25 protein-coding genes and 2 pseudogenes are annotated in these 22,712 nt (G+C 40.9%); 18 read left to right on the top strand and 9 right to left on the bottom strand.

Annotation, left to right across the window (positions count from 1 at the left end; translation table 11 throughout):
- From EBB54_RS13340 to tnpB, 7 genes are all read right to left on the bottom strand, one after another.
- The gene (locus EBB54_RS13340) at window positions 1-789 is read right to left on the bottom strand and encodes an ABC transporter permease (protein ID WP_125127768.1); all 789 of its coding nucleotides are present in this window, start codon (window positions 787-789) and stop codon (window positions 1-3) included.
- On the bottom strand, window positions 782-1,705 hold the full coding sequence (locus EBB54_RS13335) for an ABC transporter ATP-binding protein (RefSeq protein WP_125127767.1): 924 nt from the start codon (window positions 1,703-1,705) through the stop codon (window positions 782-784). Before EBB54_RS13335 ends, EBB54_RS13340 begins: the two co-directional genes overlap by 8 nt.
- 110 nt (window positions 1,706-1,815) lie before the next feature.
- Window positions 1,816-2,769 (bottom strand): sensor histidine kinase, encoded by a 954-nt coding sequence (locus EBB54_RS13330; RefSeq protein ID WP_125127766.1) that lies wholly within the window; start codon window positions 2,767-2,769, stop codon window positions 1,816-1,818.
- A 3-nt stretch (window positions 2,770-2,772) separates the two neighbouring features.
- Window positions 2,773-3,465, bottom strand: a complete 693-nt coding sequence (locus EBB54_RS13325; RefSeq protein ID WP_125127765.1) for a response regulator transcription factor — start codon at window positions 3,463-3,465, stop codon at window positions 2,773-2,775.
- Entirely contained in the window at window positions 3,458-3,655 is a 198-nt protein-coding gene (locus tag EBB54_RS13320) for a helix-turn-helix domain-containing protein (protein WP_334295284.1), read from the bottom strand. The genes EBB54_RS13325 and EBB54_RS13320 overlap by 8 nt, the downstream gene beginning before the upstream one ends.
- A gap of 369 nt (window positions 3,656-4,024) precedes the next feature.
- Window positions 4,025-4,393 carry a tyrosine-type recombinase/integrase gene (locus tag EBB54_RS13315; RefSeq protein WP_162307131.1) on the bottom strand — a complete coding sequence of 123 codons (369 nt, stop codon included), beginning with the start codon at window positions 4,391-4,393 and terminating at the stop codon, window positions 4,025-4,027.
- 424 nt (window positions 4,394-4,817) lie between these two features.
- Window positions 4,818-5,129: an IS66 family insertion sequence element accessory protein TnpB gene (tnpB, locus tag EBB54_RS13310; RefSeq protein ID WP_125127763.1), complete on the bottom strand. Its 312-nt coding sequence runs from the start codon at window positions 5,127-5,129 to the stop codon at window positions 4,818-4,820.
- Between the two features lie 644 nt (window positions 5,130-5,773).
- On the opposite strand from tnpB, the pseudogene EBB54_RS13305 reads away from it, so the two are divergent.
- The 10 genes and pseudogenes from EBB54_RS13305 to EBB54_RS30685 form a co-directional block, all read left to right on the top strand.
- Window positions 5,774-6,049: pseudogene (locus EBB54_RS13305) on the top strand (DEAD/DEAH box helicase family protein); the annotation flags it as partial.
- Window positions 6,050-6,362: 313 nt separating this feature from the next.
- The gene (locus tag EBB54_RS13300) at window positions 6,363-6,728 is read left to right on the top strand and encodes a hypothetical protein (protein WP_125126563.1); all 366 of its coding nucleotides are present in this window, start codon (window positions 6,363-6,365) and stop codon (window positions 6,726-6,728) included.
- A gap of 24 nt (window positions 6,729-6,752) precedes the next feature.
- Window positions 6,753-8,516 (top strand): IS66 family transposase, encoded by a 1,764-nt coding sequence (locus tag EBB54_RS13295; RefSeq protein ID WP_125126564.1) that lies wholly within the window; start codon window positions 6,753-6,755, stop codon window positions 8,514-8,516.
- A 173-nt stretch (window positions 8,517-8,689) separates the two neighbouring features.
- Window positions 8,690-9,706 (top strand): hypothetical protein, encoded by a 1,017-nt coding sequence (locus EBB54_RS13290; RefSeq protein ID WP_125127761.1) that lies wholly within the window; start codon window positions 8,690-8,692, stop codon window positions 9,704-9,706.
- Window positions 9,707-10,017: 311 nt separating this feature from the next.
- Window positions 10,018-10,893, top strand: coding sequence for a hypothetical protein (locus EBB54_RS13285; RefSeq protein ID WP_125127760.1), 876 nt, complete (start codon window positions 10,018-10,020; stop codon window positions 10,891-10,893).
- 291 nt (window positions 10,894-11,184) lie between these two features.
- Window positions 11,185-11,909: pseudogene (locus EBB54_RS32225) on the top strand (hypothetical protein).
- Between the two features lie 269 nt (window positions 11,910-12,178).
- Window positions 12,179-13,003, top strand: coding sequence for a ParA family protein (locus EBB54_RS13270; protein ID WP_125127759.1), 825 nt, complete (start codon window positions 12,179-12,181; stop codon window positions 13,001-13,003).
- A 5-nt stretch (window positions 13,004-13,008) separates the two neighbouring features.
- The gene (locus EBB54_RS13265; protein ID WP_125127758.1) at window positions 13,009-14,196 is read left to right on the top strand and encodes a ParB/RepB/Spo0J family partition protein; all 1,188 of its coding nucleotides are present in this window, start codon (window positions 13,009-13,011) and stop codon (window positions 14,194-14,196) included.
- 14 nt (window positions 14,197-14,210) lie between these two features.
- Window positions 14,211-14,489, top strand: a complete 279-nt coding sequence (locus EBB54_RS13260; protein WP_170178094.1) for a hypothetical protein — start codon at window positions 14,211-14,213, stop codon at window positions 14,487-14,489.
- 605 nt (window positions 14,490-15,094) lie between these two features.
- A complete protein-coding gene (locus EBB54_RS30685) occupies window positions 15,095-16,075 on the top strand; it encodes a transposase (protein WP_193554359.1) in 981 nt (326 codons plus the stop codon).
- Between the two features lie 205 nt (window positions 16,076-16,280).
- On the opposite strand, the gene EBB54_RS13250 is transcribed toward EBB54_RS30685, so the two are convergent.
- The gene (locus EBB54_RS13250) at window positions 16,281-16,469 is read right to left on the bottom strand and encodes a helix-turn-helix domain-containing protein (protein ID WP_125127234.1); all 189 of its coding nucleotides are present in this window, start codon (window positions 16,467-16,469) and stop codon (window positions 16,281-16,283) included.
- Window positions 16,470-16,991: 522 nt separating this feature from the next.
- Here EBB54_RS13250 and EBB54_RS13245 point away from each other — a divergent pair.
- The 6 genes from EBB54_RS13245 (at window position 16,992) to EBB54_RS13220 (ending at window position 20,493) form a co-directional block, all read left to right on the top strand.
- A complete protein-coding gene (locus EBB54_RS13245; protein ID WP_125127756.1) occupies window positions 16,992-17,324 on the top strand; it encodes a hypothetical protein in 333 nt (110 codons plus the stop codon).
- Window positions 17,306-17,920: a relaxase/mobilization nuclease domain-containing protein gene (locus EBB54_RS13240; protein ID WP_125127232.1), complete on the top strand. Its 615-nt coding sequence runs from the start codon at window positions 17,306-17,308 to the stop codon at window positions 17,918-17,920. Before EBB54_RS13245 ends, EBB54_RS13240 begins: the two co-directional genes overlap by 19 nt.
- Window positions 17,921-18,213: 293 nt before the next feature.
- Window positions 18,214-18,546: an LPD28 domain-containing protein gene (locus tag EBB54_RS13235; protein WP_125127231.1), complete on the top strand. Its 333-nt coding sequence runs from the start codon at window positions 18,214-18,216 to the stop codon at window positions 18,544-18,546.
- A 15-nt stretch (window positions 18,547-18,561) separates the two neighbouring features.
- Window positions 18,562-18,831, top strand: a complete 270-nt coding sequence (locus EBB54_RS13230) for a hypothetical protein (RefSeq protein ID WP_125127755.1) — start codon at window positions 18,562-18,564, stop codon at window positions 18,829-18,831.
- A gap of 217 nt (window positions 18,832-19,048) precedes the next feature.
- The gene (locus EBB54_RS13225; protein WP_125127754.1) at window positions 19,049-19,966 is read left to right on the top strand and encodes a hypothetical protein; all 918 of its coding nucleotides are present in this window, start codon (window positions 19,049-19,051) and stop codon (window positions 19,964-19,966) included.
- A gap of 251 nt (window positions 19,967-20,217) precedes the next feature.
- Entirely contained in the window at window positions 20,218-20,493 is a 276-nt protein-coding gene (locus tag EBB54_RS13220) for a hypothetical protein (RefSeq protein WP_243127662.1), read from the top strand.
- A 159-nt stretch (window positions 20,494-20,652) separates the two neighbouring features.
- Here EBB54_RS13220 and EBB54_RS13215 read toward each other — a convergent pair whose 3' ends face one another.
- Window positions 20,653-21,000, bottom strand: coding sequence for a helix-turn-helix domain-containing protein (locus tag EBB54_RS13215; RefSeq protein ID WP_125127752.1), 348 nt, complete (start codon window positions 20,998-21,000; stop codon window positions 20,653-20,655).
- 356 nt (window positions 21,001-21,356) lie between these two features.
- Between EBB54_RS13215 and EBB54_RS13210 the strand changes: the two genes are divergently transcribed.
- Entirely contained in the window at window positions 21,357-22,055 is a 699-nt protein-coding gene (locus EBB54_RS13210) for a hypothetical protein (RefSeq protein ID WP_243127661.1), read from the top strand.
- Window positions 22,055-22,708: a hypothetical protein gene (locus EBB54_RS13205; RefSeq protein ID WP_125127750.1), complete on the top strand. Its 654-nt coding sequence runs from the start codon at window positions 22,055-22,057 to the stop codon at window positions 22,706-22,708. Before EBB54_RS13210 ends, EBB54_RS13205 begins: the two co-directional genes overlap by 1 nt.
- Window positions 22,709-22,712 lie beyond the last annotated feature (4 nt).

Here is a 22,712-nt window from a genome sequence, read left to right as displayed (position 1 = left end):
TCATTCATCCCCTCTCTTTTTATACATATAATCAATCACTATAACGGAAAGCAAAGCGATAACGGCTAAAATAGTGATTGTCTGAAATGTAGTCGGAATTAAATTTTCCAACATCCCCACACCGTCCATAGTGCCATGCGCGGTTAAATTTCCTGCGCTCCACAGGGTTGTAAGCGGAATTGGCATTAGCCAGCACATCACTTTAGGCAGTGCGCCAAAAGATGATTCGGCTGTCATACTTAAAACACTGTAAAAAACACACAATAAAACAGAAAATATATAGTTCTTGCTAAAGAAAACGACAAGGACGATTAACGGCAGCGTCCCGGCTGTAATAAAAATCCCCATTTTCAGAGCAAAAAATAATCTGTAAGCAATATTGTTTACTTCTGCAATCAGTCCGCCGCAAAGGATTGTTATAAGAGCCGATGTCAGACTGAAAATAATTCCAAAAGAGAACAGGACAATAATCTTTGCCAAAATCATCTGTGTGCTTGTTATGGGAATTGTGCGTAGATTTTTGAAAGTATCATTATCCCGTTCCATAAAAAAGAGCATGGCTGCAATCACCCCGATCATGCACGGTAAAAGCAATTCTACTCCATAGCCCATAACCGACTGAAAGTAATCATTGAAAATCGCTATCTTACTGTCATATCGTTCTGCTGTCTGCGGCATTGTCATCAATACTGTCAGCGGCACGGGAAATAAAAACGCTGAAAGAACAACCAGCCATATAAATTTTTTGCGCTTTAATTTTGCAAATTCACATATAACCAGTTTAAGCAATCCCCTCACCCCCTGTTACACGTTTGAAATAATCTTCAAGGCTTTCTTCTGAAGTTGCGGCTTCCGATACTTCTAAACCATTTTCCACAAAGGCAGTAACAATTCTTCCTATTGGTAAATCAAGATTATGCACCTGTATATTGTGGTTGTCCTGTATGGTAAACCGGCTCTCATGGAAGATACGTTCTAAAATTCTTGCTGCCTGTGCCGTATCCGAAACAGTAAAGCGGATATGCTTGCTGCTCTTTGCTTCCAGTTCTGCAAGACTTTCTTCTTCCAGCAATGTACCGTGGTCGATAATGCCTATATCGTCTGCCAAAAGTGCAATTTCGGAAAGGATATGGCTGGAAATCAATATTGTTTTTCCACGCTCATTGCAGAGATCACGGATAAAGGAACGGACTTCTGCAATTCCAATCGGGTCAAGACCGTTGATCGGTTCGTCTAAAATCAAAAGCTCCGGGTCGTGCATAATGGCAAGTGCAATCGCCAGCCGCTGCTTCATGCCAAGTGAATATTGGGAAAACAGCTTTTTATCTTTGTAAGGCAGGCCTACTAAATCAAGTGCGTTTTTAATTGCGCCTCGGTTCGGCACTCCCCGCAGGGTAGCAAAAATGCGCAGATTTTCGGTAGCTGTGAGATTAGGATAGAAGCCGGGGGATTCAATCAGACTGCCAATACGGGGCAACAGCTTTTTTTCATTTGCTTGTAAGGGCTTCCCCCAAATCGTCACTTCCCCGGAAGTCGGCTGTGTAAGTCCAAGCAGCATCTTCATGGTCGTTGTCTTTCCGGCTCCATTTCTGCCAAGCAGACCATAGATACGCCCTTTTTGAACATGAATATTCAGATTGGCAACACTTTTTTGTGTTCCGTATTGCTTTGTAAGATTTTTCGTTTCAATAACATATTTGCTCATTGCGAAACCTCCTTTTCATGTCTGCCATTCTATCACGCCAACCTTGCATTAACCTTGCACCAACCTTGCATTAACCTTGCAGTTTGGAGAAGGCAGATTTTTACAAATAATTACTCCCGCCATAAGGGGACGGGAGCTGATTCGTCTATCAAAGGGAAAAACAGGGTGAAAATGGTTCCTTTTCCCGGTGTGCTGTCTGCCGTTATTGTTCCGTTTAATTTTTCAACAAGCTCATGTACGATAGACAGACCAAGACCGCTGCCTTTTTCAGACCGCCCTTTATCGCATTTATACAGCCGGTCAAAAATATGCTTTAAGTCCTCCTTGCCAATCCCTATTCCATTATCAGACAGGAGAATTTTTATATTTCTGTTCTGTTCCGATAAAGCTATTTCAATTTTATCTGCATGGCTATGGGAGATTACATTTTGTATAAGGTTGTTTAATATCCGCATATATCCGTCCGGGTCAATCTGCACCCGGAAAGGCTGTTCTGGAATGTCAATCGTGAAATCTACCTGTGTATCTTCAAATATCGGTATCCAGTCAATTAGTATATTGCGTGTCAGCTCTGTCAAATCACTCTCCGCTATGTTCATGGAAAATTCATTAGAACCTAACTTAAACCAATCAAAAAGCACGTCGATATATTCTTTCAAGTCATGCGCTTTTAGGCGGGCAGTTTCTATATAGTCGTCACGTTCTTTTCCGTCTACAATCCCTTTGTGTGCAGCGTCCAAATACCCAATCAGTGTGGTAAGCGGTGTCCTTACATCATGGGAAAGGCTCGTCATAAGCTGCCGGTTTGTTTCGTCCGCCTGGCGATAGGCAGAAAGCCTTTTTTCATAAGACAGGATAATATCGTTGATTGCATAAGCAAGGGGGGCAATAAGCTCATGTGTTTCTGCTAAAATACGCCTGTTTCCATTCCCATTTTTTATATCTTCCAAAGCGTCAGATATTTCCGAAATCTGCTTTTTTACACGTCGGACGGCCAGTGCCGAACTGCAAACAGAAAAAAGGACAATCACGATTCCAATCACAATGATAGCTTCTGAATACAACGGTCATACCTCCTTACTGAAACGATAGCCAATCCCTTTTACCGTCTGTATATATTTAGGACTGCCAGGATTTTCTTCTATTTTTTTCCGCAAACGGCTAATGATTGCCATAATATTACTATCATCATACACATATTCCTCGCCCCATACTTTTTCATATATTTGCTGTTTTGTCAGAATTTTTCCTTGATTTTTAGCAAGGAACAGAAGAAGATCAAATTCTTTCGGGGGAAGTTCAAATTCTCCATTGATTGTGACAATGGAACGGCTATTAAAATCAATCGTCAACCCGTCAAACTCAAATCTCTGTGTCTGTCCGTCTTTTTGGTTGAAACGGGTATAGCGTCTAATCAATGAAACAATACGGGCAATCAGCTCGTCCATATCAAAAGGTTTTGTTAAATAATCATCGGCTCCTGCCCGCAAGCCACGCACTTTTGAAGCACTGTCATTTTTTGATGTGAACATTAAAATAGGCAGACTGCTTTCCTGTCTAATCTGTTCTAATGTTTCAAAGCCATCGAAACCGGGCATCATTACGTCCAGTATGACAAGCTGGTATTCCTTTTCTTTTAGCTGCAGCAAGCCAGATTTCCCAGAATAGCAACAGTCAGCTTCTATACACTCTTGTAAAATACTTTGCTTGATTAGTGCGCAAAGCGCTCTATCATCATCAATAATTAAAACGTTATTCATGTTTTTTGTTCCTTTCTGCTTTCAACCGGGCATCTGTTGGTTTTTCTGCGTCTTTTGGTATCAGCCATAGCCGACTAAATTTTGCTACACCCGGTATGCGGTTTTCCTCACATAGCTTTTGCACCCGTCTTTCTGAAATGCCCCATTTCTTTGCCGCTTCCGGGGCAGAAATATATTCTAACATCTTCATTCACCCTTTCTCTAATCTCTATTAGTATAATTATATGCGTCCAGCCGAATAACTTCAAGACGATTTTTGTTGGATATAGGAATTGTTTTGGCTAATTGATAGAACTGTGTAGACATATCTAAAAAGAGAGGAAACCATAAAGAAAGTCCGGGAATATGACATTATCAAGCAGAACATTGACAGCATTTTGCAGACAGAAATGAGGGGTGTAATGATTCCTAAACTGTCCCGGATTATCATGTCTTGCTTCGATTACATACGTTGCAAATATTTCCTCAATACAGGACACTGTCATTTTTTCATGAGTCTGGCTGGAAAAAACATGCCGTGTATCCTTACCAGATATACCTCTGCGCTTTCTATATTTTTTCAGCATACCTGCACAGCAGGAATGCCAATACGGTGCATTTTCTGACCTTTGCCATGGACATTAATACCAGATCTGTCAGGGTGGATGTTACCTACAGTAAGTTCGCATACTTCCTGCGCCCGCATTCCGCTTGCATACATAAAACATAACAGTGTTTTATCCCTTAATCCAATCTCCGCCCTTGAATCGGGGAGATCAAACAGGATCTTGACTTCGTCCCTTGTGAACGAACTTCTTCCTTTGCGTTGTGCTCTTTTCCTGGGGATTTTTAATAGATTATTCCTGAAAAGAGTGGCCGAACCAAAATCCCGATTCTGTGCATATACCGCAAATGCAGTAAGTGCAGACAGACGTTGATTCCTTGTCATTATGCTGCATCCGCATACTGATTCCAGCCAGTCAAGAAAATCAGAGATCACCTGACTGTCAAGGCTTTCAAAACTCACTTTGTCCGAAGGGACTGACTTAACTGTGTACATGAAGAATTTGCAAAAACAGGTTTATGACGCTGATGACATTCAAAAGCTATTGGGTATTGGCAGAAGCAAGGCATACACCGTAAGCGATACAAAACACACCGTAATGAAAAGAAGTGCATGTCGTGATATACTCTATCAAAACATACACTTCTTTTTTGCTCTATGTTCCCTGAGTCGGCAGCTTTCTGGCAGTGTCTCAGACCAGGGAAGATATGCTTCCAGTAATTCAGGATGGTCTCTGGTTTTATGGTACCATTTTTTGTTCTGAAAAATCAGCATTTTTCTATCCTAAACAGGCTTGAAAATGCTGATTTTACAAGGCCAGCAGCCATCTGACCTGCTGGGACGTGATGTCCCGGATCTCCTCTTTAGACTTTGGCCATTGAAAGACCATGTCCGGAAGCAGTTTTTTTGTTGCAAGAAGAAAACCATCTTTATCAAAACGCAGGGCTTTGAGACAGTTCTTTTTCCGATTGCAGAATAGGAACACACAGGCAGGGGAATAGGGATCCAGATGATATCTCAGGCTGACCAGAGCAGCCAGTCCTTCGATCTGTTTGCGGAAATCTGTAGGACCCGCAGGCAAGATAGATGTGTTCCGCTCCCTGTAGATCAGATTCAGCATGAGGACTGCAGGATCTTAAGGATCCCTGCTAACTGTGAGAGTTGTGCATGACTGGCAATCTTTAGATGCGATCCATGAAAGAATAGTTCAAAAGGATAGGATTCCTTCTGTTCAAGTGAAAGCGGAGGAAGCAGTGCCTGTGGGGGTTCCACAAAATCCATAGGAGATACTATTCTTTCCGGATCCGTTCATTTGAAATACATCCTTGTGATATAAGGAAAGTATATCAATTGACTGGGGAAGATTCACTACGGTATGTTTTGTGTCGCTTACTAACTGAATCGAATAAAAAGATATACCCATCCGGGCATCCCGTAATACATGCCCCTGACGGGGCGGGCGGACTACCATCCGATAAGGTATAAAAAAGTACAGAACAAAAGTTCGATTTTGGTCTGTACTTTTTTTGACTTATATGTTATAATGAAAAACCAAATGACTGGATATTACTATCTGTACTGGTTGGTGTTATTCAGTGTTGTTTCGTTTCAAAAATACAGTTTTGTGACCTGCATTCGTGTAATTGCTATTTCAACGCTTATTCGCCAGCTTTGCAAGCCCATTTTACACGAATCGAAAATCAAATTACACGAATTTCGGGCGAATAGGCAAACTTTTTTCGGTCACAAATTGGAGGTTTTCATATGCCAGAGTTCAAATTACATGCCCCCTACAAGCCCACAGGCGACCAGCCGCAGGCCATTGCAGAACTGGTAAAGGGCTTCAAGGAGGGCAATCAATTCCAGACTTTACTAGGGGTTACGGGTTCCGGCAAGACATTTACGATGGCAAATGTCATTCAGGAATTGCAGAAGCCGACGCTGGTCATCGCCCACAACAAGACGCTTGCGGCGCAGCTTTACGGAGAATTCAAGGAGATGTTCCCTGAGAATGCGGTGGAGTATTTTGTCTCCTACTATTACTAAAACTATTTACATACAAAATATAGACTGGTTTAAAAATCAAAATCATATATATAGTGCCTTGGGGGATTGTAAGAACTGTATGAACAGGGCGTTACTATTCACAGTCTGGTTAAAGTATAAAATCCAATTATAATAGAGAGCCTCAAACCTAGTGTTTATCTATGGTTTGGGGCCCTCTTTGGCTTATTAAACCAGCATCCCTGTTAGTTTATTGGTATTTTTTGAAAAACATACCAATAACATATTGATATTTTTATTGGTATGTGTTATAATATATAGTACCAATATGTAGAAAGGGGAAGATAAAATGTCAATCGTAAGATATGTGAATAAAAAAACAGGTCGGGTTGCCCTCTATGAATCAACTTCCCATTATGACCCGGAAACAAAACAATCCAGGCCGATCCGGAAATATCTTGGCACAGAAGATCCGGAGACAGGTGAACTGATCCCGTCGTCAGGAAAGCGCGGCAGAAAAAAGGAACCGGATGACAATTCCAGCCATAGCAAAAAGAAAAAACCAGAAACCGACTACCGGTTCCTTGCTGAAACATTAAAAAAGGAATGCGCGGAAAAAGATGCCAGGATCAAAGTTTTAGAACACCGCAACCAGTTGCTGCGTTCCAGTTTGGAACGTATAAAAGAAATCGCTTCCCATATACCGGAAGCGTAAACAGGATACCTATAGGAGGCAGCCATGGACCGTCTGTTTTCAGAATATACCACACTCCAATACCAGAATAAGGCCATGCGCCGGGAATTAGAAGCTTTCCGGAACGGGGAAAGATATAAAAAGCTGCAGGCAGACCACCACAAGGTGGTTGCCGGGTATATCAAGGAGATTGAACGGTTAAAAAAAGAATTGGCAAAGGCCCATGCCGCCACGGTTACCATCCGGAACATCTGGTTTGGGGAATGTGACTCAGACTGGGAAAAATACCAGGCCGAATTGAATAAGAAAGAACAGAAGATCCAAAAACTGATGGATAAAAACTGGGAGATCCTGAAAGCATCCGATGATAAGATTGCCGCCATCATCCAGGATTATGAGGGGCAGCTTGCGGAAAAGGATGCCGTGATCCATGGGCTGGCGGCAGAGCTCGCCCATGCGGCAGCCCTGCTCGGCAGGGATAGCACAAATACTTCCACCCCAACCGGCCAGACACCCCCGTGGAAAGACAGGCATATCCCGAACAGCCGCAGGAATACAGGGAAGCCGAAAGGCGGGCAGCGCGGACACGAGCGCCATACCCTGGAAAAGCCTGGGCCGGAAGAGGTGGACGAGGAAGTAAGCCATCCGGTGGGCGACGGGGAATTCTGTCCGGAATGCGGCTGCGGGGATTTTACCTTTACCGGTGAATGTGAGGAAAAATACGAGATTGATATCGAGGTCAAAGTCATAAAGCGGCTCCATAAATTTTGGGTGTACCAGTGCAGAAACTGCGGGCAGATTGTCCGTACTGGGATTGACCCGGCCTTACGGGCCGAGTGCCAGTATGGGGCGTTTCTCCAGGCGCTGTCCCTCTCGCTGATGAACACCACAAACGCGGCCATCAACAAGGTTCCCCTCCTGATCAGCGGCCTGACGGATGGGGAGGTATGTCCCAGTGAAGGGTATATCGCGAAACTCCAGCCAAGGGCGGCCAGGGGCTTAAAACAATTCAGGGAGGATCTTTTCCGGCTCCTGGTCACACGCCCCATCCTCTATTGGGATGACACTGTGGTGATGGCTGACAAGTCCAGGATATGCCTGCGCTTTTACGGGGATGAGACAGCCGCCTATTATGTTGCCCATAACAAAAAGGACATGGATGGCATACTGGCAGACGGGATATTGGAGGCGCTCACAGAAATGACAAGTGTCATGCATGACCACAATTCCATCAATTACAACAGCAGGTTTGTATTCATGAATCTGGAATGCAATGCACACCTGCAGAGGGACCTCCAAAAGAGTGCGGACGAAACAGGGCATAAGGTATTACTTGAGATCAAACAGCTGGTCTCCGGCACGATCAGGGACAGAAATGACCGGATCCTGTCGGGGGAGGAAAGCTTTGGGGAGGCGTATATAGAAAACTTTAACAAAAAGATGACGGAACTGCTGGGGAAAGCAGAGGGGGAGGCCGCAGCCAATACATCCGATTATTCCGGGCCATTTGAGCGTGCCCTTATTGCGAGGATTATAGATTACCGGGAAAATTTTTTTGCATGGGTGGAAGATTTTTCGTTGCCCACAACCAACAATTTGAGTGAGAGGGCGTTGCGTGGTGTGAAGACAAAAATGAAGGTGTCAGGCCAGTTCGCTTCAGCTAGGACAGCAGACAATTATGCGGCAATCCGAACTTATATAGAAACATGCAGAAGGAATGGGATCAATGAGATGAGCGCATTGACGAGGTTGTGTAACGGGAATCCTTATACTATAGAAGAAATATTCTCTCAAACATCCCAGCCATAAAAGCATTCAGCCTGTTTGAAACAAATGGCCGGCGAAATACCGGTCCATTTGTGTTGCAAAAAAGCCATTTGGACTGTGAATAGTAACAACAGGGCATGCCAGTAACCATGATTCGTCGAGAAGAGATTGATTTTATTAAACATATCGCATATAATTAAAAAAAGGGAGAGACAATGATAGAGACAAATTTAGCGCAGACAGTCAATGCAACGAACGACTCTGGTTCTGCATATGATACAAATGTAAAATATTTGCTGGCGGACAAGCAGATACTGTCAAGGATATTGAAGTATACCGTTGGAGAGTTCCGGGAGATGGACATTGGAGATATCATTGTCTGTATTGGTGATGATATTGAAATCGGAACAAGACCAGTTGATGCAGGACTATCCAATCTCGGACGGGTGAAAGGAACAATAACGGAAGATAATATTCCGGGAGAGGGCATTATCTATTATGACATCCGTTTTACTGCGTACCTCAAGGAAAAAGAGATGAAGATTCTTATCAATATTGAGGCGCAGAAGTCAACAGATTCCGGTAAGCTGGGATACCACTTGGAGAATAGGATCGTATTCTATCTTGCAAGGATGATTTCAGCACAGAAACAGACAGAATTTTTCCACAGTGACTTTGATAATTTGAAAAAAGTTCGAAGTATCTGGATATGTATGGATAGCGGGGAAACAGAAGATTCTATTGAAGAAATCGGTTTTGACAGTAAAACAGTTTTTGGGAATAAGAGAAATTCATATCATACGGATCTAATGAAAGGCATAATTGTCAATATCAGGAGCGGATCGGATAGTCCTTCTGGAAAAGTTATAAAAAAATCTAAGAACGTGTTGATAGCTATGTTGGAAGAGTTAGTTTCCAGGAAAAATGCATCAGAGAAGAAACGTATATTGGCGGATGAATATGGAATGACAATGACTACTGAATTGGAAAGGAGAATCCAGATTATGTGTAATTGGTCAGAGAGCATTAGAGAACGGGCAAGAAGAGAGGGAAGAATAGAAGGAAGAATAGAAGGAAGAATAGAAGGAAGAATAGAAGGAAAAACAGAGGCAAGAATAGAGGCTGTTGAGAGAATGATCAGAGTTAATATTACAAGAGAGCAGATATTATCTATGGGATATACGGAAGCGGAATATGAAAAAGCAGAGGGTGAACTATTTGCAAATGCTTAGACGCAGATGCTGGTGTTGTAATATAGATAAGTTAAAGGAATCCAGAAAAATCAAGGGATTGTATCAACGTGGTCTTTTAGAAAGAGCAAGAACGATATTACATATCGCAATAAGGATGTCCTGTCTAAGGTCATGGCGGGGAACTTTAAGGATAAGTAATTATTATGCAAAACTAAATAATGGAAGCAATCATTTATGGTATACCAGTAGAACCGGGGCAGAGATGTCCTGGTTTTTTTATGCCTTGAAAAGGTGTTATTTTCGAACACAAAACAAAAAGCATTACAGAAAGTAGAAAGAAGGTGGAGTTGATGAAAAAATTTATGGATGTAGATCTGATCCAATCTCTGAAAGCTGTCCTGCAGCAAAATACAGGATTCTATCAGAGCGATTTTGAGATTGACAGACAGATCCTGGCGAGGGCGGCGTCTGAACCGGAAGGCAGGGATAGGACGTTCCTGTGGCTTTCCCGCCCCTGCGGAACGCATTGCCTCAGGGAATGTGAGGTGTTTCTTAAAGGTTCCCCCGCATATGGCGTATGGCAGTTCTTTGGAAACCGAAACCATAACGGAGTGCTTGCTTATGCGGCAGAGATTACGCACGATGAGGATGATAAAATCCTGGGAAACCTGTATGAACTGGATTTTGGGCAGCATAGCAGGCATGTGGAGGATAAAGCGCTTCCCACGGACTATGTGAGAGTAGTTTATGATCATGGGAGCAGGAAACAGCCTGTAACAAAAACTGTTTCCAGTGAGGAGGACCTGCTGTTCGGAAAGTACCTGTATTCTGAATACCAGACAAATGAATCGGATGCACACAGACATATCCTGCGGGAAGAAAAACAGGATCGTGACCGTTTCAAACAGGGGGATTTTCAGGAGCATATTGTATCTCTGCGGATCGGCAGGATTGAGACAGAAGCAAAGCGGATTGTTGAAAAAATAAGAGCTCTTGAAAAGCCAAACAGTTCAGATGGAAACTATTTTATGGCGGAGCTTTCAACAGTTTTTACTGCACTTGCATCCAGTGAGGATTTGGAGTCTCTCGATCATATGATGCCGTATAAAGAATACTCTTTTTCTGAGATAAAGGGGTGGCATGGCAGGTATATTTTTGTTGCAAAAGAGGAAAATCGGAATCGAAATATCCGTAAAATACAAAGTAGAAAGAAGGAAAGAAAATGAAGACAATCAGTTTGTTAAATTTAAAAGGCGGAGCTGCAAAAGGTTTTTCATTGAAAGACGTTTTTTCATAGGGATATTACATTGATTTTATTAAAAAAAGCAGATATACTGTTATTAGCGATTGAGGTAAACATTTCAAAAAATGTTTGGAGGAATCATCATGGCACCTACAAGCGCAGCGGTCAGTGAAATGCTGAATGATGTAGAGTTATAGAAAAAAATCACGAAAAAATCAATTTTCAAAAGGGATTGTCCGATGTATAATAAAAGCAGTGGAAGAAGGTGATATTTTTGAATACAACGGAGCAGACACATCAACAGGACTTAGAGCGTCTGAAATCACTCCGATATATGGACGATGATTTTATGGCTGTCTGCCTTGCAGATAATTTTGAGGGTGTGGAACTGATACTCGGCTATTTTAGATGTTCATGCGATTGACAGCACTGATAAGGAATTTGATGTAGAAATTCAGAGGAAAGACGCAGGAGCAGGTGCAAAGAGGGCAAGGCATAACAGTAGTTTATTGGATGCACATATATTAAAGTCTGGTGATGATACGGAGGATATTCCCGACAGCTATGTGATTTTCATAACAGAAAATGATGTAATGAAAGGAAACCAACCGATATATCCAGTAGAGAGATATGTCACTATCGGGGAAAATAAGGTATTGTTTGGAGACGGTTCGCATATTCTATATGTTAATGGGAAATATAGGGGCAACAATGAAATCGGAAAGCTAATGCACGATTTTTCATGCACTAATCCCGATGATATGAATTTCGAATACTTGCTAAAAAAGTACGATATTTTAAGCAAGACGAGGAGTTGCTACCATGTGTAAAATTATGGAAGATATGAGGAATGAAGCGGCATTAAACAACGCAAGAGAAACCGCAGAAAGATTGATAAAAAAAGGGAAAATGACCCTTGATGAAATTGCGGAATGTGTCCCACTATTATCAATTGAAGAACTAAGAGAAATTGAAATGAAAGTTATGCAGTTAGCATAATCAACCATAGCAATCAAAATCAAATATAGTAACAGCGTTAAGGCATATAGAAATTGAAAATCTATATGCTCTATTTTTGGCCATAAAGGAGGACGCAGCATGGATTGGTCATATTGATATTGAATACCAGTAGAATCGGGGCAGAGATGCTCCGGTTTTTTTATGCTTTAAAAAGGTGCTATTTTCGAACATCGGCTAAAATTTAGTATGGAAAATTAAAAACATGGAGTAAAAATTTATCAAATACAAAGTAGAAAGAAGGAAAGAAAATGAAGACAATCAGTTTATTGAATTTAAAAGGCGGAGTTGCAAAAAGTTTTTCAACAGTGAATATTGCGTATGAGTTATGGCGCAGGGGTTATAAGGTCTTACTTCTGGATAACGATAAGCAGGGGAATTTAAGCAAGGCATACCAGAGATATGACCCTGAGAATATAGCTCCGATCACAAACCTTCTCTGCGGAAACTGGCAGAATCCAAAGCAACTGATACAGCCCACGGATTATAACGGCATAGATATCGTGGCGGCAAATATGTCGCTCTTCGGTGCGGTCTGGAACCTGATCAGAGAGGAGACAGAAAATCTTGCAGGGAAATATAAGAAGCTCATGGAAGCCATAGAGCCGAAAGAAGGGAATGCTGCGGATCATGGTTTTGCTGCAGGATATGATTATTGCATCATTGATAACCCGCCGGATATCAGCCTGAACGTAATCAATGCCCTTGCGGTTACGGATGAGGTCATTGTGCCGGTAAAAATTGACGAGGACGCTCTGGAAGGGCTGGATATCGTTGCAGAGCAGATTGAAGATGCAAAGGCGCTGAACCCTTCTCTCCAACTGCGTGGCGTTTTAGTCACTGCATACCAGAATACAGACGGAGAGAAAGCGGGCTTGGAATGGCTGGAAAGGGAATGGGATAATGCGGACAGCCGCCTGTATCGGAAATATCCGGTTCTGGGAATTATCAGATATTCACGGAAGGTTGCGGAAAATTCCTTCCTGAGAAAGCCGATCTATGAGTACAGTCCATGCTGTGCCGCCGCACAGGATTATAAGCGGTTCGTGACAAACTATACAGGGAAAGGAAGGTAAGAGACATGGCAAAATTTGGAATCAACGACATTATGGATATCAAGAGCAAAACTTCCGGTGCAGACGGGGCAAATGATTATAAAGAGATCTGGCTGAACCCATACGAGGTGAAGCCATCTGACAGTAACTTTTATGCCCAGGAAAATATCGAGGAGCTTGCGGACAGCTTCCTTGCGGTGGGACAGCAGCAGCCGACAGTCCTTGGGAAGGTGGACGGCCAGTTCTGGATCGTAAGCGGCCACCGGAGAAACCGTGCAAATATCCTGAATATAGAAAGGGGGCATCAGGAATACCAGCAGGTACGCTATCTGTATAAGGACATGACCCAGCCCATGCTGGAGCTTTCCCTGTTGATGGGAAACGCATACAACCGGGAACTGACGGCGTGGGAGAAAACCCAGCAGGCAAAAAGGCTGAAAGAGGCATTAATAAGGGCCAAGAAAGAGGACGGCCTGGAAATACCGGGAAAATTGAGGGATGTGGTCGCGGGCCTGATGAATGAGAGCAGCTCGAATATCGCAAAGATGGAGAGCATTACCCACAACGCAGTGCAGGAGATACAAGACCAGTTTAAAAACGGGAATATGGGAATATCCGCTGCATATGAGGCGGCAAAGCTGTCACCGGAGGAACAGAAAGCAGTCGCAGAGAAAACAGCGGAGGGTAAAAATATTTCCGTGAAAGAGATTGCAGGGAAGCGTACAGCAAAAAAAGACGGCGGGAATAAAGGCGGCTCAAAAGAGAACACACCGGAGCAGTCAATTTCAGAGCAGTCAATTTCAGAGCAGTCAATTTCAGAGCAGTCAATTCCAGAACAGGCAATCCAAGAACAGACAATTCAGAAGGAGAAGCAGAAGGAAGGGTTCGAATCGAACACGGTGCAGAAGCCGCAGGAAGAAGAAAAGTCGGTGGAAAAAATGTCACATACGGAGAAAGTATTCCAGCATAAGAAAATCCTGCGTGAATGGGAGAAGCAGAGTACAGTGATTGCCCGCGCAACAAAAAGGGTTGCTGATGCGATAAAAAAGGTGTCCGAATCGAACACCGCACCGCAGAAAAACTGGAAGGATATCGACTGGACCGTATTCCTTACGAAAGCAATCATGCACCGGGCAGACCAGGTGAGTGAAGAGGATCTGTACCTGCTGCATGATATCATGAGCCGCTGTCAGAAAAAGAACGAAGGGAAATAAGGATGGATGAAACCATGGAGAGAATAAAATTTATTGAAAGACGTCTGATTTTTGTAGACGACCTGAAAAATTTATGTGCGGATAAAAACTTGTATACGATGGGCGATGAGGAATGCCTGGGGAAGATGCTGAACAAATGCAGGAAACCGAATATCACAACGGAGGATATCATCGAAATTGCAAAGGATATCCATATTTACAGCCACCTGCCTGAAGGCATGGATTTTACGGATCTGTGCTCTGAAATAGCGGAAATCTCGCACTCATTTTTCGAAAGGATCACGATGGACTGACGGATTGTGCAGGTGGCGTAAAACTTCAAAAATTCAATGATATATTATAAATGTGAAGCAAGCTGATTAGCGCAGGAAAAAATTTCCTGTAAAATGGATCTGCAAAAAGGAGGGCAGTATAACGACAGCAATCAGCAAAACATTCAGAAAAAATAAATCGAAGGAGATATGCGCTCCATATAAAAAATGTAAAAGCAGACACGTATATGTGCGTTTGGAATTGACATTTCCAGCCAAAGGGCATTATAATTGTTCATAAGATATTTCAAATCTACATTCAGTATTGGATCACCAGATTGCCTTTCTCTGTCAGATTATTGGCAAAAAATCAGAATCCACATTTCAGAAACATTAAAAAAGGTTTCGTTTGTATTTTCAATGTATCATTTCAAACGCACAAACAGAAAAATTTGAAAAATATTATGTTGCGGCAGACAGGACGGATTGTCCTGTCTGCTAAAAAGGGAGAAGGACAAGAAAGGGGTCTGTTATTATTATTTTTTGAAGGGGGCGGTATGCTGAGTAAAGTCAGATGAATCAATACTTTTAAAAACCTTGAAAAAACCGTAACTGATATAGTATACTAAACAAGAAAGGATCACAAAATGTCTGATAAAATACAGAGATTAAAACCAGATACAGTATTGAAAAATTACTGGCGCAATAACGAGCAGTTTGCAGATCTATTCAACGCAGTTTTATTTGATGGGGAGCAGGTCATTAAGCCGGAGGAACTGGAAGACGCAGATACAGAGGAATCATCTATACTGGAGCATAAAGGATATGCCGAGAGCATTCAGGCATCCAGAGACAATATCAAGATCAGAAAGAGATCCATGGTCCATGGAGTAGAATATGTACTGCTTGGAAATGAATCCCAGCAGCATATCCACTATGCCATACCGATGCGTGTCATGGGATATGATTATGGTACATACAAAAAACAGTATGACAGCAATTCAAAAAAATATAAGACATCAGACGGAATGGATGAAGATGAATACCTGTCGGGTATGAAAAAAACAGACAGGTTCATACCTGTTATTACTGTAGTAATCTACTATGGTGATAAGGTCTGGGATGGAGCAACGACCCTTCATGGGATGCTGGATATTCCGGAAAAGATCGTCAAATATGTAAATGATTATAAGATACTGTTGGTAGAAGCAAGACGGAATGACTTGGTGCTGCATAATATGAACAACGTGGATTTATTTAACCTGCTGGAGATCATCCTGGATAAAAAGATGCCTAAGAATGAAGCGAAGAAAAAAGCGATACAATATGGGGAAGAACATCAGGTAGATAAAACGGTGGTTATGACTGTTGCAGGCGCAACGAACAGTAAGATTGATTATAATGCTTTTGAAAAAGGAGAGATGAGTATGTGTTCTTTATTTGATGAGATTGCAAAAGAGAATGAAATAAAGGGTGAAGCAAGGGGCAGAGCAAAAGAAATTGTTGAAACAGGATATGAATTTGACTTTTCAGAAGGTGATATTCTGGCAAGGCTGCAGAGAAAACTGGATATCTCTTTACAGCAGGCGCAGGAATATCTAAATATGTTTAAGAAACAGGCTGTATAATTATTAAACAGACTGGCGGTATGATTTGTCAATCTGTCAGATTTTATTATGCAGTACAGCGATATTTTGGCAGGGTTTAATGCTCATGAGTATATATGGAAGTGTTCGTTTCTGACCTTTTCGAAATCGGAAAGATAAAAAGGAAACATACTTTGATTCTGCTTTAAGCAGATAAGAAAAAGGACTGGATAACCACAGTCCTTTTTTAGTTGGCCTGACATCTTTTTTGGATAAAGGTGGTCACGGACTGCCTGGGAATTTTCCACGTTCGTCCAATACGAAAAGCAGGAATCTCTCCATTGTTTAACAGTCTGTAGGCAGTATTCCTTCCGACTGCAAGTGTTTCGCGAAGCTCTTCTACAGTTATTAAGTCTTGGTATGATTCTTCATTCATCACTGAATCCTCCTTCGGATTATATATTTCCTTAATGTTGATAGTGATATCAATAAATTTAAAGTACGAAAAGGGACTGGGAGGGACTAGCAACGCATAAAAAATCAAATATAATCAACATTAAGTTAATCGATGCTTGGATAAGCTGTTAACGATGAGAATGCATTCAGTATAGCACAAGTGTACACTTTTGCTATACTGGCTGAATGATGCAAAAAAACGAATCTATAGTCTAAATAGGAGAAATCTAATAATCTAAATGAGAAATGAAAGTCCTTATTTAATCTAAGAAAAAAGCATAGAAATGAGTAATTCGTTTTTTTGCATCATGGAGGAATAAGTGAAAATATATAGTGAGGAGTTGAATGTTTATTAGAGAACAGTAGGAAGGTCATATGCTATAAAACTTATTAGTTGATTGAATTTAGATTCAGTCAGAAATCTATCTTCTGGATTGGGAAAGTAGATAAAAAATTAATATGTCTGGATCATATAGTAAAGATGAAAGGAAGGAAAAGAATTATGAAGAATCAAGTTAATAAAACGAAAAAGACCAGGGAAAGAAAGACGAAGGATATACATGTAAGACTATCAGATGAGGTTTATGCTTTGCTTGAGGAAAGAAAGGAAAAGAGAAATTTAGACACAAGAAATTATATTACGTATTTAATAAGAAATGATAAAGACGATTTTCAGTGTTCAGAAGCAGCAGATGCTTTGAATAAAATATCTGCTGCAGCAGAAGGTTTATCAGAGAACTGTTATAGGTGTCAATGTGATAAGGAATGTATGATACGTCCATTTACTATAGATATCATGGAAGGGGTAAAAGAGTTATGGCGATATTCAAGATAGCAGCAGAAGAGAATGGAAAGACGGCTGTATACCGGACAGAAAAGGATCTGAGGAATTTATTATTTTATGCATATAACCATAGTAGCTATACGATAATGGAAAATCTATATTCTATTGGAGAAGGGATTATGGAATGCATCTATAATCAAATGATGTATCTGCAATGGAGAAGGGTAAAGTCGCTTAATACAAGAGCATTACATTATATCTTAAGTTTTGATACGCAAAGATGGGAGAAAGATGTAGATCCAAGTACGATGATGGAAATTATGCGTTTTCTAAATCTTTATTTATTTGGAGAATACCAGAATATATTATTCTTACATCTGGACAATATGTCCCATCATCATATCCATATGATTGTCAATCCAGTAAATATAAATACATTACGTTTATGCAGGGATACTTGGAAGGGGATAGGATGGAAGATAGCAGAATTACTTGGGCAAATGTATAATATTCCGCTGCAGTGTTTTACATATCGGGATTATGATGGGATCGTGAGATTCGGGAATGAGACGGGAGTGGATTTATATAAGGATAAATGGGTTAAAATGCTTGGGATTGAAAATAGAATCCCATATTTAAAAGAATGAAGCGGCGGAATAACAGTGCTTAATCTGGCTTGTTCAAATATAAAGAGTACGAGATTGTCTGCTTATTGAAATTGGAGAAATATCATAGGCTAATAGTGTGGATATCGATAGATTTCAGTAAGCAGACAAGAGTTTCCTTATAGCAAACCGTCAGGCTGAATGGTTATGTATGAAGGTGTTCAAACCGAACACTTTTTGGATATATAGAAAAAATGTGATAGGTTGAGCAAATAAATTTCAGGTTAATGTAAGAGAAGTTCTATATGGATGGAATGATTATGAGTAGAAAATAAATGAGATACCATGCAGAGGAATTACGCTATGAGAGGGTAAGGATATTTGAAAAAGAAGCATTTATTACCTGTGACAGAATACAAGAGGATTCTGTACCGGAGGGACTATATCAATATGAAGTCCGTCATGATGATGATGGATTTGGCAATCCAGTACAGATTGCAGAGGGCATACTGGTGAATTTTTATGGGAGCCTTTTATGCAGAGAGAAATTGGAGGATGTAGAAACGCAGGGGACTATCTATATTTCGGAAGAGGACTGGAGTTGGATGTCAGATAGAAGTATCACTTTAGATGAAGTATTGAGGAGGGAGACAGAGGAACATTTATAAGTTCCGAAGAAAGCTATGAATGAAAAAATTACAGAAATCTACAATACCATGATACAGCGTACAAAGTTTACAGATGAAACCAGCAGGGAAATGGAAAAGAAACTCAAAGAATTACTAAAAAAAGAGGAAAGCCAGATGGAACCGCTGGAATATGAGCAATACCGGAATAAGCTGTTTGAGGCCGTTTCGATTGCAGAAGAAGCAGGCTTTGTGAAAGGGTTCCGGTATGCTGTATTATTGATGGCAGAATGCTTTGTGACGGATGATATGGCTGTAAAGCAATGATGGTTATTGAAAGGGACGGTAAAAATTATACTTATTATATCTAACCCCGAAAGATGTATAATATGCACTTTAGCATCAGTACAGGCTTGAAGCCAATGTATGCCTATTGGAATATTATTATACGACTTTAGGAAAAAACAGTGTGAATGCTGTGAAATTCTTGAATTTGAGGCAGAAAAATGATACGATTAAGACACAAAAAGGAAAGGAATAAGATATGGCAACTATATATGACGGAGCGTTCCGGACAATCTTAAATGACTGCCGGAAGCTGATCATCCCTGTGATCAATGAGCTTTTCGGGGAAATGTATACAGGAGAAGAAGAAATCCGTTTTTTCCCCAACGAACATTTTTTAGATCAGCAGGATGAAGCAGATAAAGAACGGATTACGGACACAAATTTCACGGTTTTTGGAAAGATACCTAAGAAATATCATATTGAGTGTGAAAGCAGCCTGCCGGATGGGAAAATCATGATAAGGCTTTTTGAATATGACGCACAGATAGCGCTTGACGAGGGCGAGGTTACAGAGGAAACACTGACTGTAACATTTCCTAATACGGCTGTTTTGTATCTTCGGACTTATAAAAAGACGCCGAATAAAATGAAGTATGTTATAGCCACGCCGGGCGGGACAGTCCAATATGATGTGCCGGTTATGAAAGTGCAGGCGTATACTCTGGATGATATTTTTGAAAAAGGTCTGCTGATGCTGATTCCGTTTTACATTTTTTCACATGAGAAAAGTTTTCCGGAGTATAATAGTAATGAGCAGAAACTTGCGGAATTAAAAGCAGAGTATCGGATCATTTTAGAAAGGCTTGATGAACTGGAACAGCAGGGAGTGATTGGGGCATTTGACAAGCGTACAATTATAGAACTTTCCGGTGATGTGGTTAAAGAGCTAGCACAAAAATATGAGAATGTGCAGAAGGGTGTAGGTGATATGATGGGCGGAGCATTGATTGAAACAAGTGCAAGAAGATTAAAGAATGAAGCAGAAAATGAAACAAAAAAGAAAACAGCGCTTAAATTGCTGAAAAGAGGAAAACTAACGGTTGAAGAAATTGCAGAGGATACAGAACTTAGTGTTTCAGAAGTAGAACAGCTTGCAGGACTTCAAACAGTGTAGAACAGCTTAAATTGGATCAGGCAGCCATGCACTTTTTGGATATACCTTCTGCAGAACTTGGGAATTTGTATGGATAATGATGAAACAGAAGATTCCATTGAGGAAATTGGATTAGAAAGAAAAACGGTTTTCGGGAATAAGAAAATCAATACCATACGGATTTGATGAAAGGCATTATTGTTAATATACAGAATGGAGAGAACGATAATCCCAGCGATGGCAAAAAGAAATCTCAAAACGTGTTGATATCTATGGTCGAAGAATTGCTTTCTGAGAAAGATGCTGTAGAAAAGAAACGTATATTAGCAGATGAGTATGGAATGATAATGACTGCTGAGTTAGAAGGGAGAATCCAGATTATGTGTAATTTGTCAGAGAATATTGAAGAAAGAAGTATAAGGCGTGAGCGCTTAAATGCCATCAAGAGAATGATCAAAGCGAATATTACAAGAGCGCAGTTATTATCTATGGGATATACAGAGGCGGAATATAAAAAAGCAGAGAGTTCATTATATGCTAATGTTTAAGCGCAGATGTCCATATTATAAAAGGAGCAAGTTAAAGGAAGCCAGTAAAATCCGCGATTAAAATAACCATTCCATACTCTGCTGATGGATTCGAAGTCTGCTGACATTCCTTAAATAAAAGATCAAGTGCTGTTTTTACAGAGAAGTAGATTGTCCATTCTACTTCTCTTTTTTAGCCTTTAGGTAGGGAATCAGGACGGTTAAAATATCAGCCAGCGCATCCCTGATCTCTTTCGGTAAGTTATTGGTAAGCATGAATAACCGATCTTCACGAGAATGGCTGTCTTTTGAGTAAGGCATGGAATTTCCCCAGAAAAGGAAATCTATGGACTGATGCAATGCGATAGACAGTTTTTCTAATGTCTGTATGGACATGGCTTTAGAGCCTCGTTCTATCTCATAGATATAGTGTGGTGAGACGTCAATGAGCTCTGCCAACTGTTCCTGAGTCAATCTGGCTTCATGCCGTGCAGATTTGATTCTTGTTCCGATTTCATCTAAATTCATATAGCCCTCTTTCTCCTGCTATTCAGAATAATTTTCTTACTTGTTACAAAATATATCTTTTATCCACACAGAAACACTATCCAATTGCTATAATAAATAGAAATATGTTGCCAACAGATATATTTACAGATATAATGATTGGAAAATCGACTTTTTTATTTTTGGGTTTTATTTTTTATATTTTCCAGCGTTTCTATTCAGGGCGATCTTAATACGGCTGCAGATACTATACATAGAAAAATTTTAAACAAATTTTTCAGCAACGTCAGAAGATGTCGAACCAATGTAGTATGGTATAGCTGAAACGGAAGGGTGGTGGCATGGAAAATAAAGATCGGGCAATCCGGATATTAAAAATGTATGAATCGTTACGTAAGGGGCGGGAGATCCATAAAGTCCCATTTTGCACCGAGCATGGAATAAGCGGACGTACATTTGACAGGGATATTGAGAAAATCAGGCTGTTCCTAAGTGAGGAATACAGCGGGGAGGATGTACAGTACCATTTTGACCGGGGGAGTTACCAGATTCCCAGCAGCGGGGAAGGAGGGACACTGTCTCTGCTGGAACTGCAGATAATCGCTAAAATATTGAAAAGTGATCAGGTATTGGAAAAGGGGGAGTATGAGGGACTCATGAGGAGTTTACAGTCTGTAGCTGAAAAGGGGGAAAGGGAGGAGGCGAGGAAATTTGTTCTGAACGAGATGGGCCAGTATGAAGAAAAAACTGGGATGAAGGCTTTTATGAAGCTGCTCGGGGATTTGCTGAAATGTATCACTGACCAGAATATCATCCGGCTAAAACTCAAAGAAGGATGTGAGAAGCAGAGTCAGGTCAAATTCTTTCCTGTCGCAGTAGAATATCATTTTTCAGGATTCTACCTTTTGGGTTACCGACCGGAAGAAGAACAGGAACTTGTAGCATTTGAATTGGATGAGATTGATTCATTCCAGATGACTTTACAGAAATATGGTAAGGAGATTTTGGCGAGATACAGTTACCAGGAAGGGAAAGAACTTTTGAAAAACTTAGAAGAACAAAGGAGAAAAGATTGATGAAGAAGATAAAATTTCCATTGGTGATGAAAAACGGAGAAGAGGCCAGGGACATTGAAGCCCTCCGGGAAAATTTTGACATTGAGTCTGCCGCAGAATATTATTCAAACGGAAAATTGGAGCGGTGGCTGGAAAATAATTATTATGACGATATTTTGGAAACGGTCCGAGAACTGACCGGAGAAGAGGATGATTTTGGCGAACTTCTGGCAGAAGCGCTTGGAGCCGAATGGAACGGTATGGAAAAAATCAACCTCCAAAGCATCATGAAGCGGACAGAGTTGAGGGAACAGCTAAAGCCCTATGTCAGTGAAGAAAAATTAGAGAAAATGGAACATATTGCAGATACGCAGGAGGAACTGGAGAGGATCGTACAGTCAGGGGGCAGTCGTGTATATTTATTCGGGAAAACATTTTCCATATTGGAATGGATGTGCAATATAGAACTTATCGGAATCAACAATCCAATGGTTGATCTGGAGCTTTGCAGCAGGGAAGAGTTTCAAAAGAAGAAAATAAAATTGCGGAACGTGGAATTTGCAACGGAAGAGATGAAAAAGGCGGCAATGGGAAGTGCAGAGACAGCGGTTTACTATAACATGCTGGATGCCTTTAAATTATATTTGTCAAAGATAGAAAAATCAATGGAATAGAGGG

This window comes from Schaedlerella arabinosiphila, assembly GCF_003885045.1.
GTDB lineage: Bacteria > Bacillota > Clostridia > Lachnospirales > Lachnospiraceae > Schaedlerella > Schaedlerella arabinosiphila.
The sequence above is the reverse complement of the archived record's forward strand: the minus strand, read 5'-3'. Positions and strand labels throughout refer to the sequence as shown.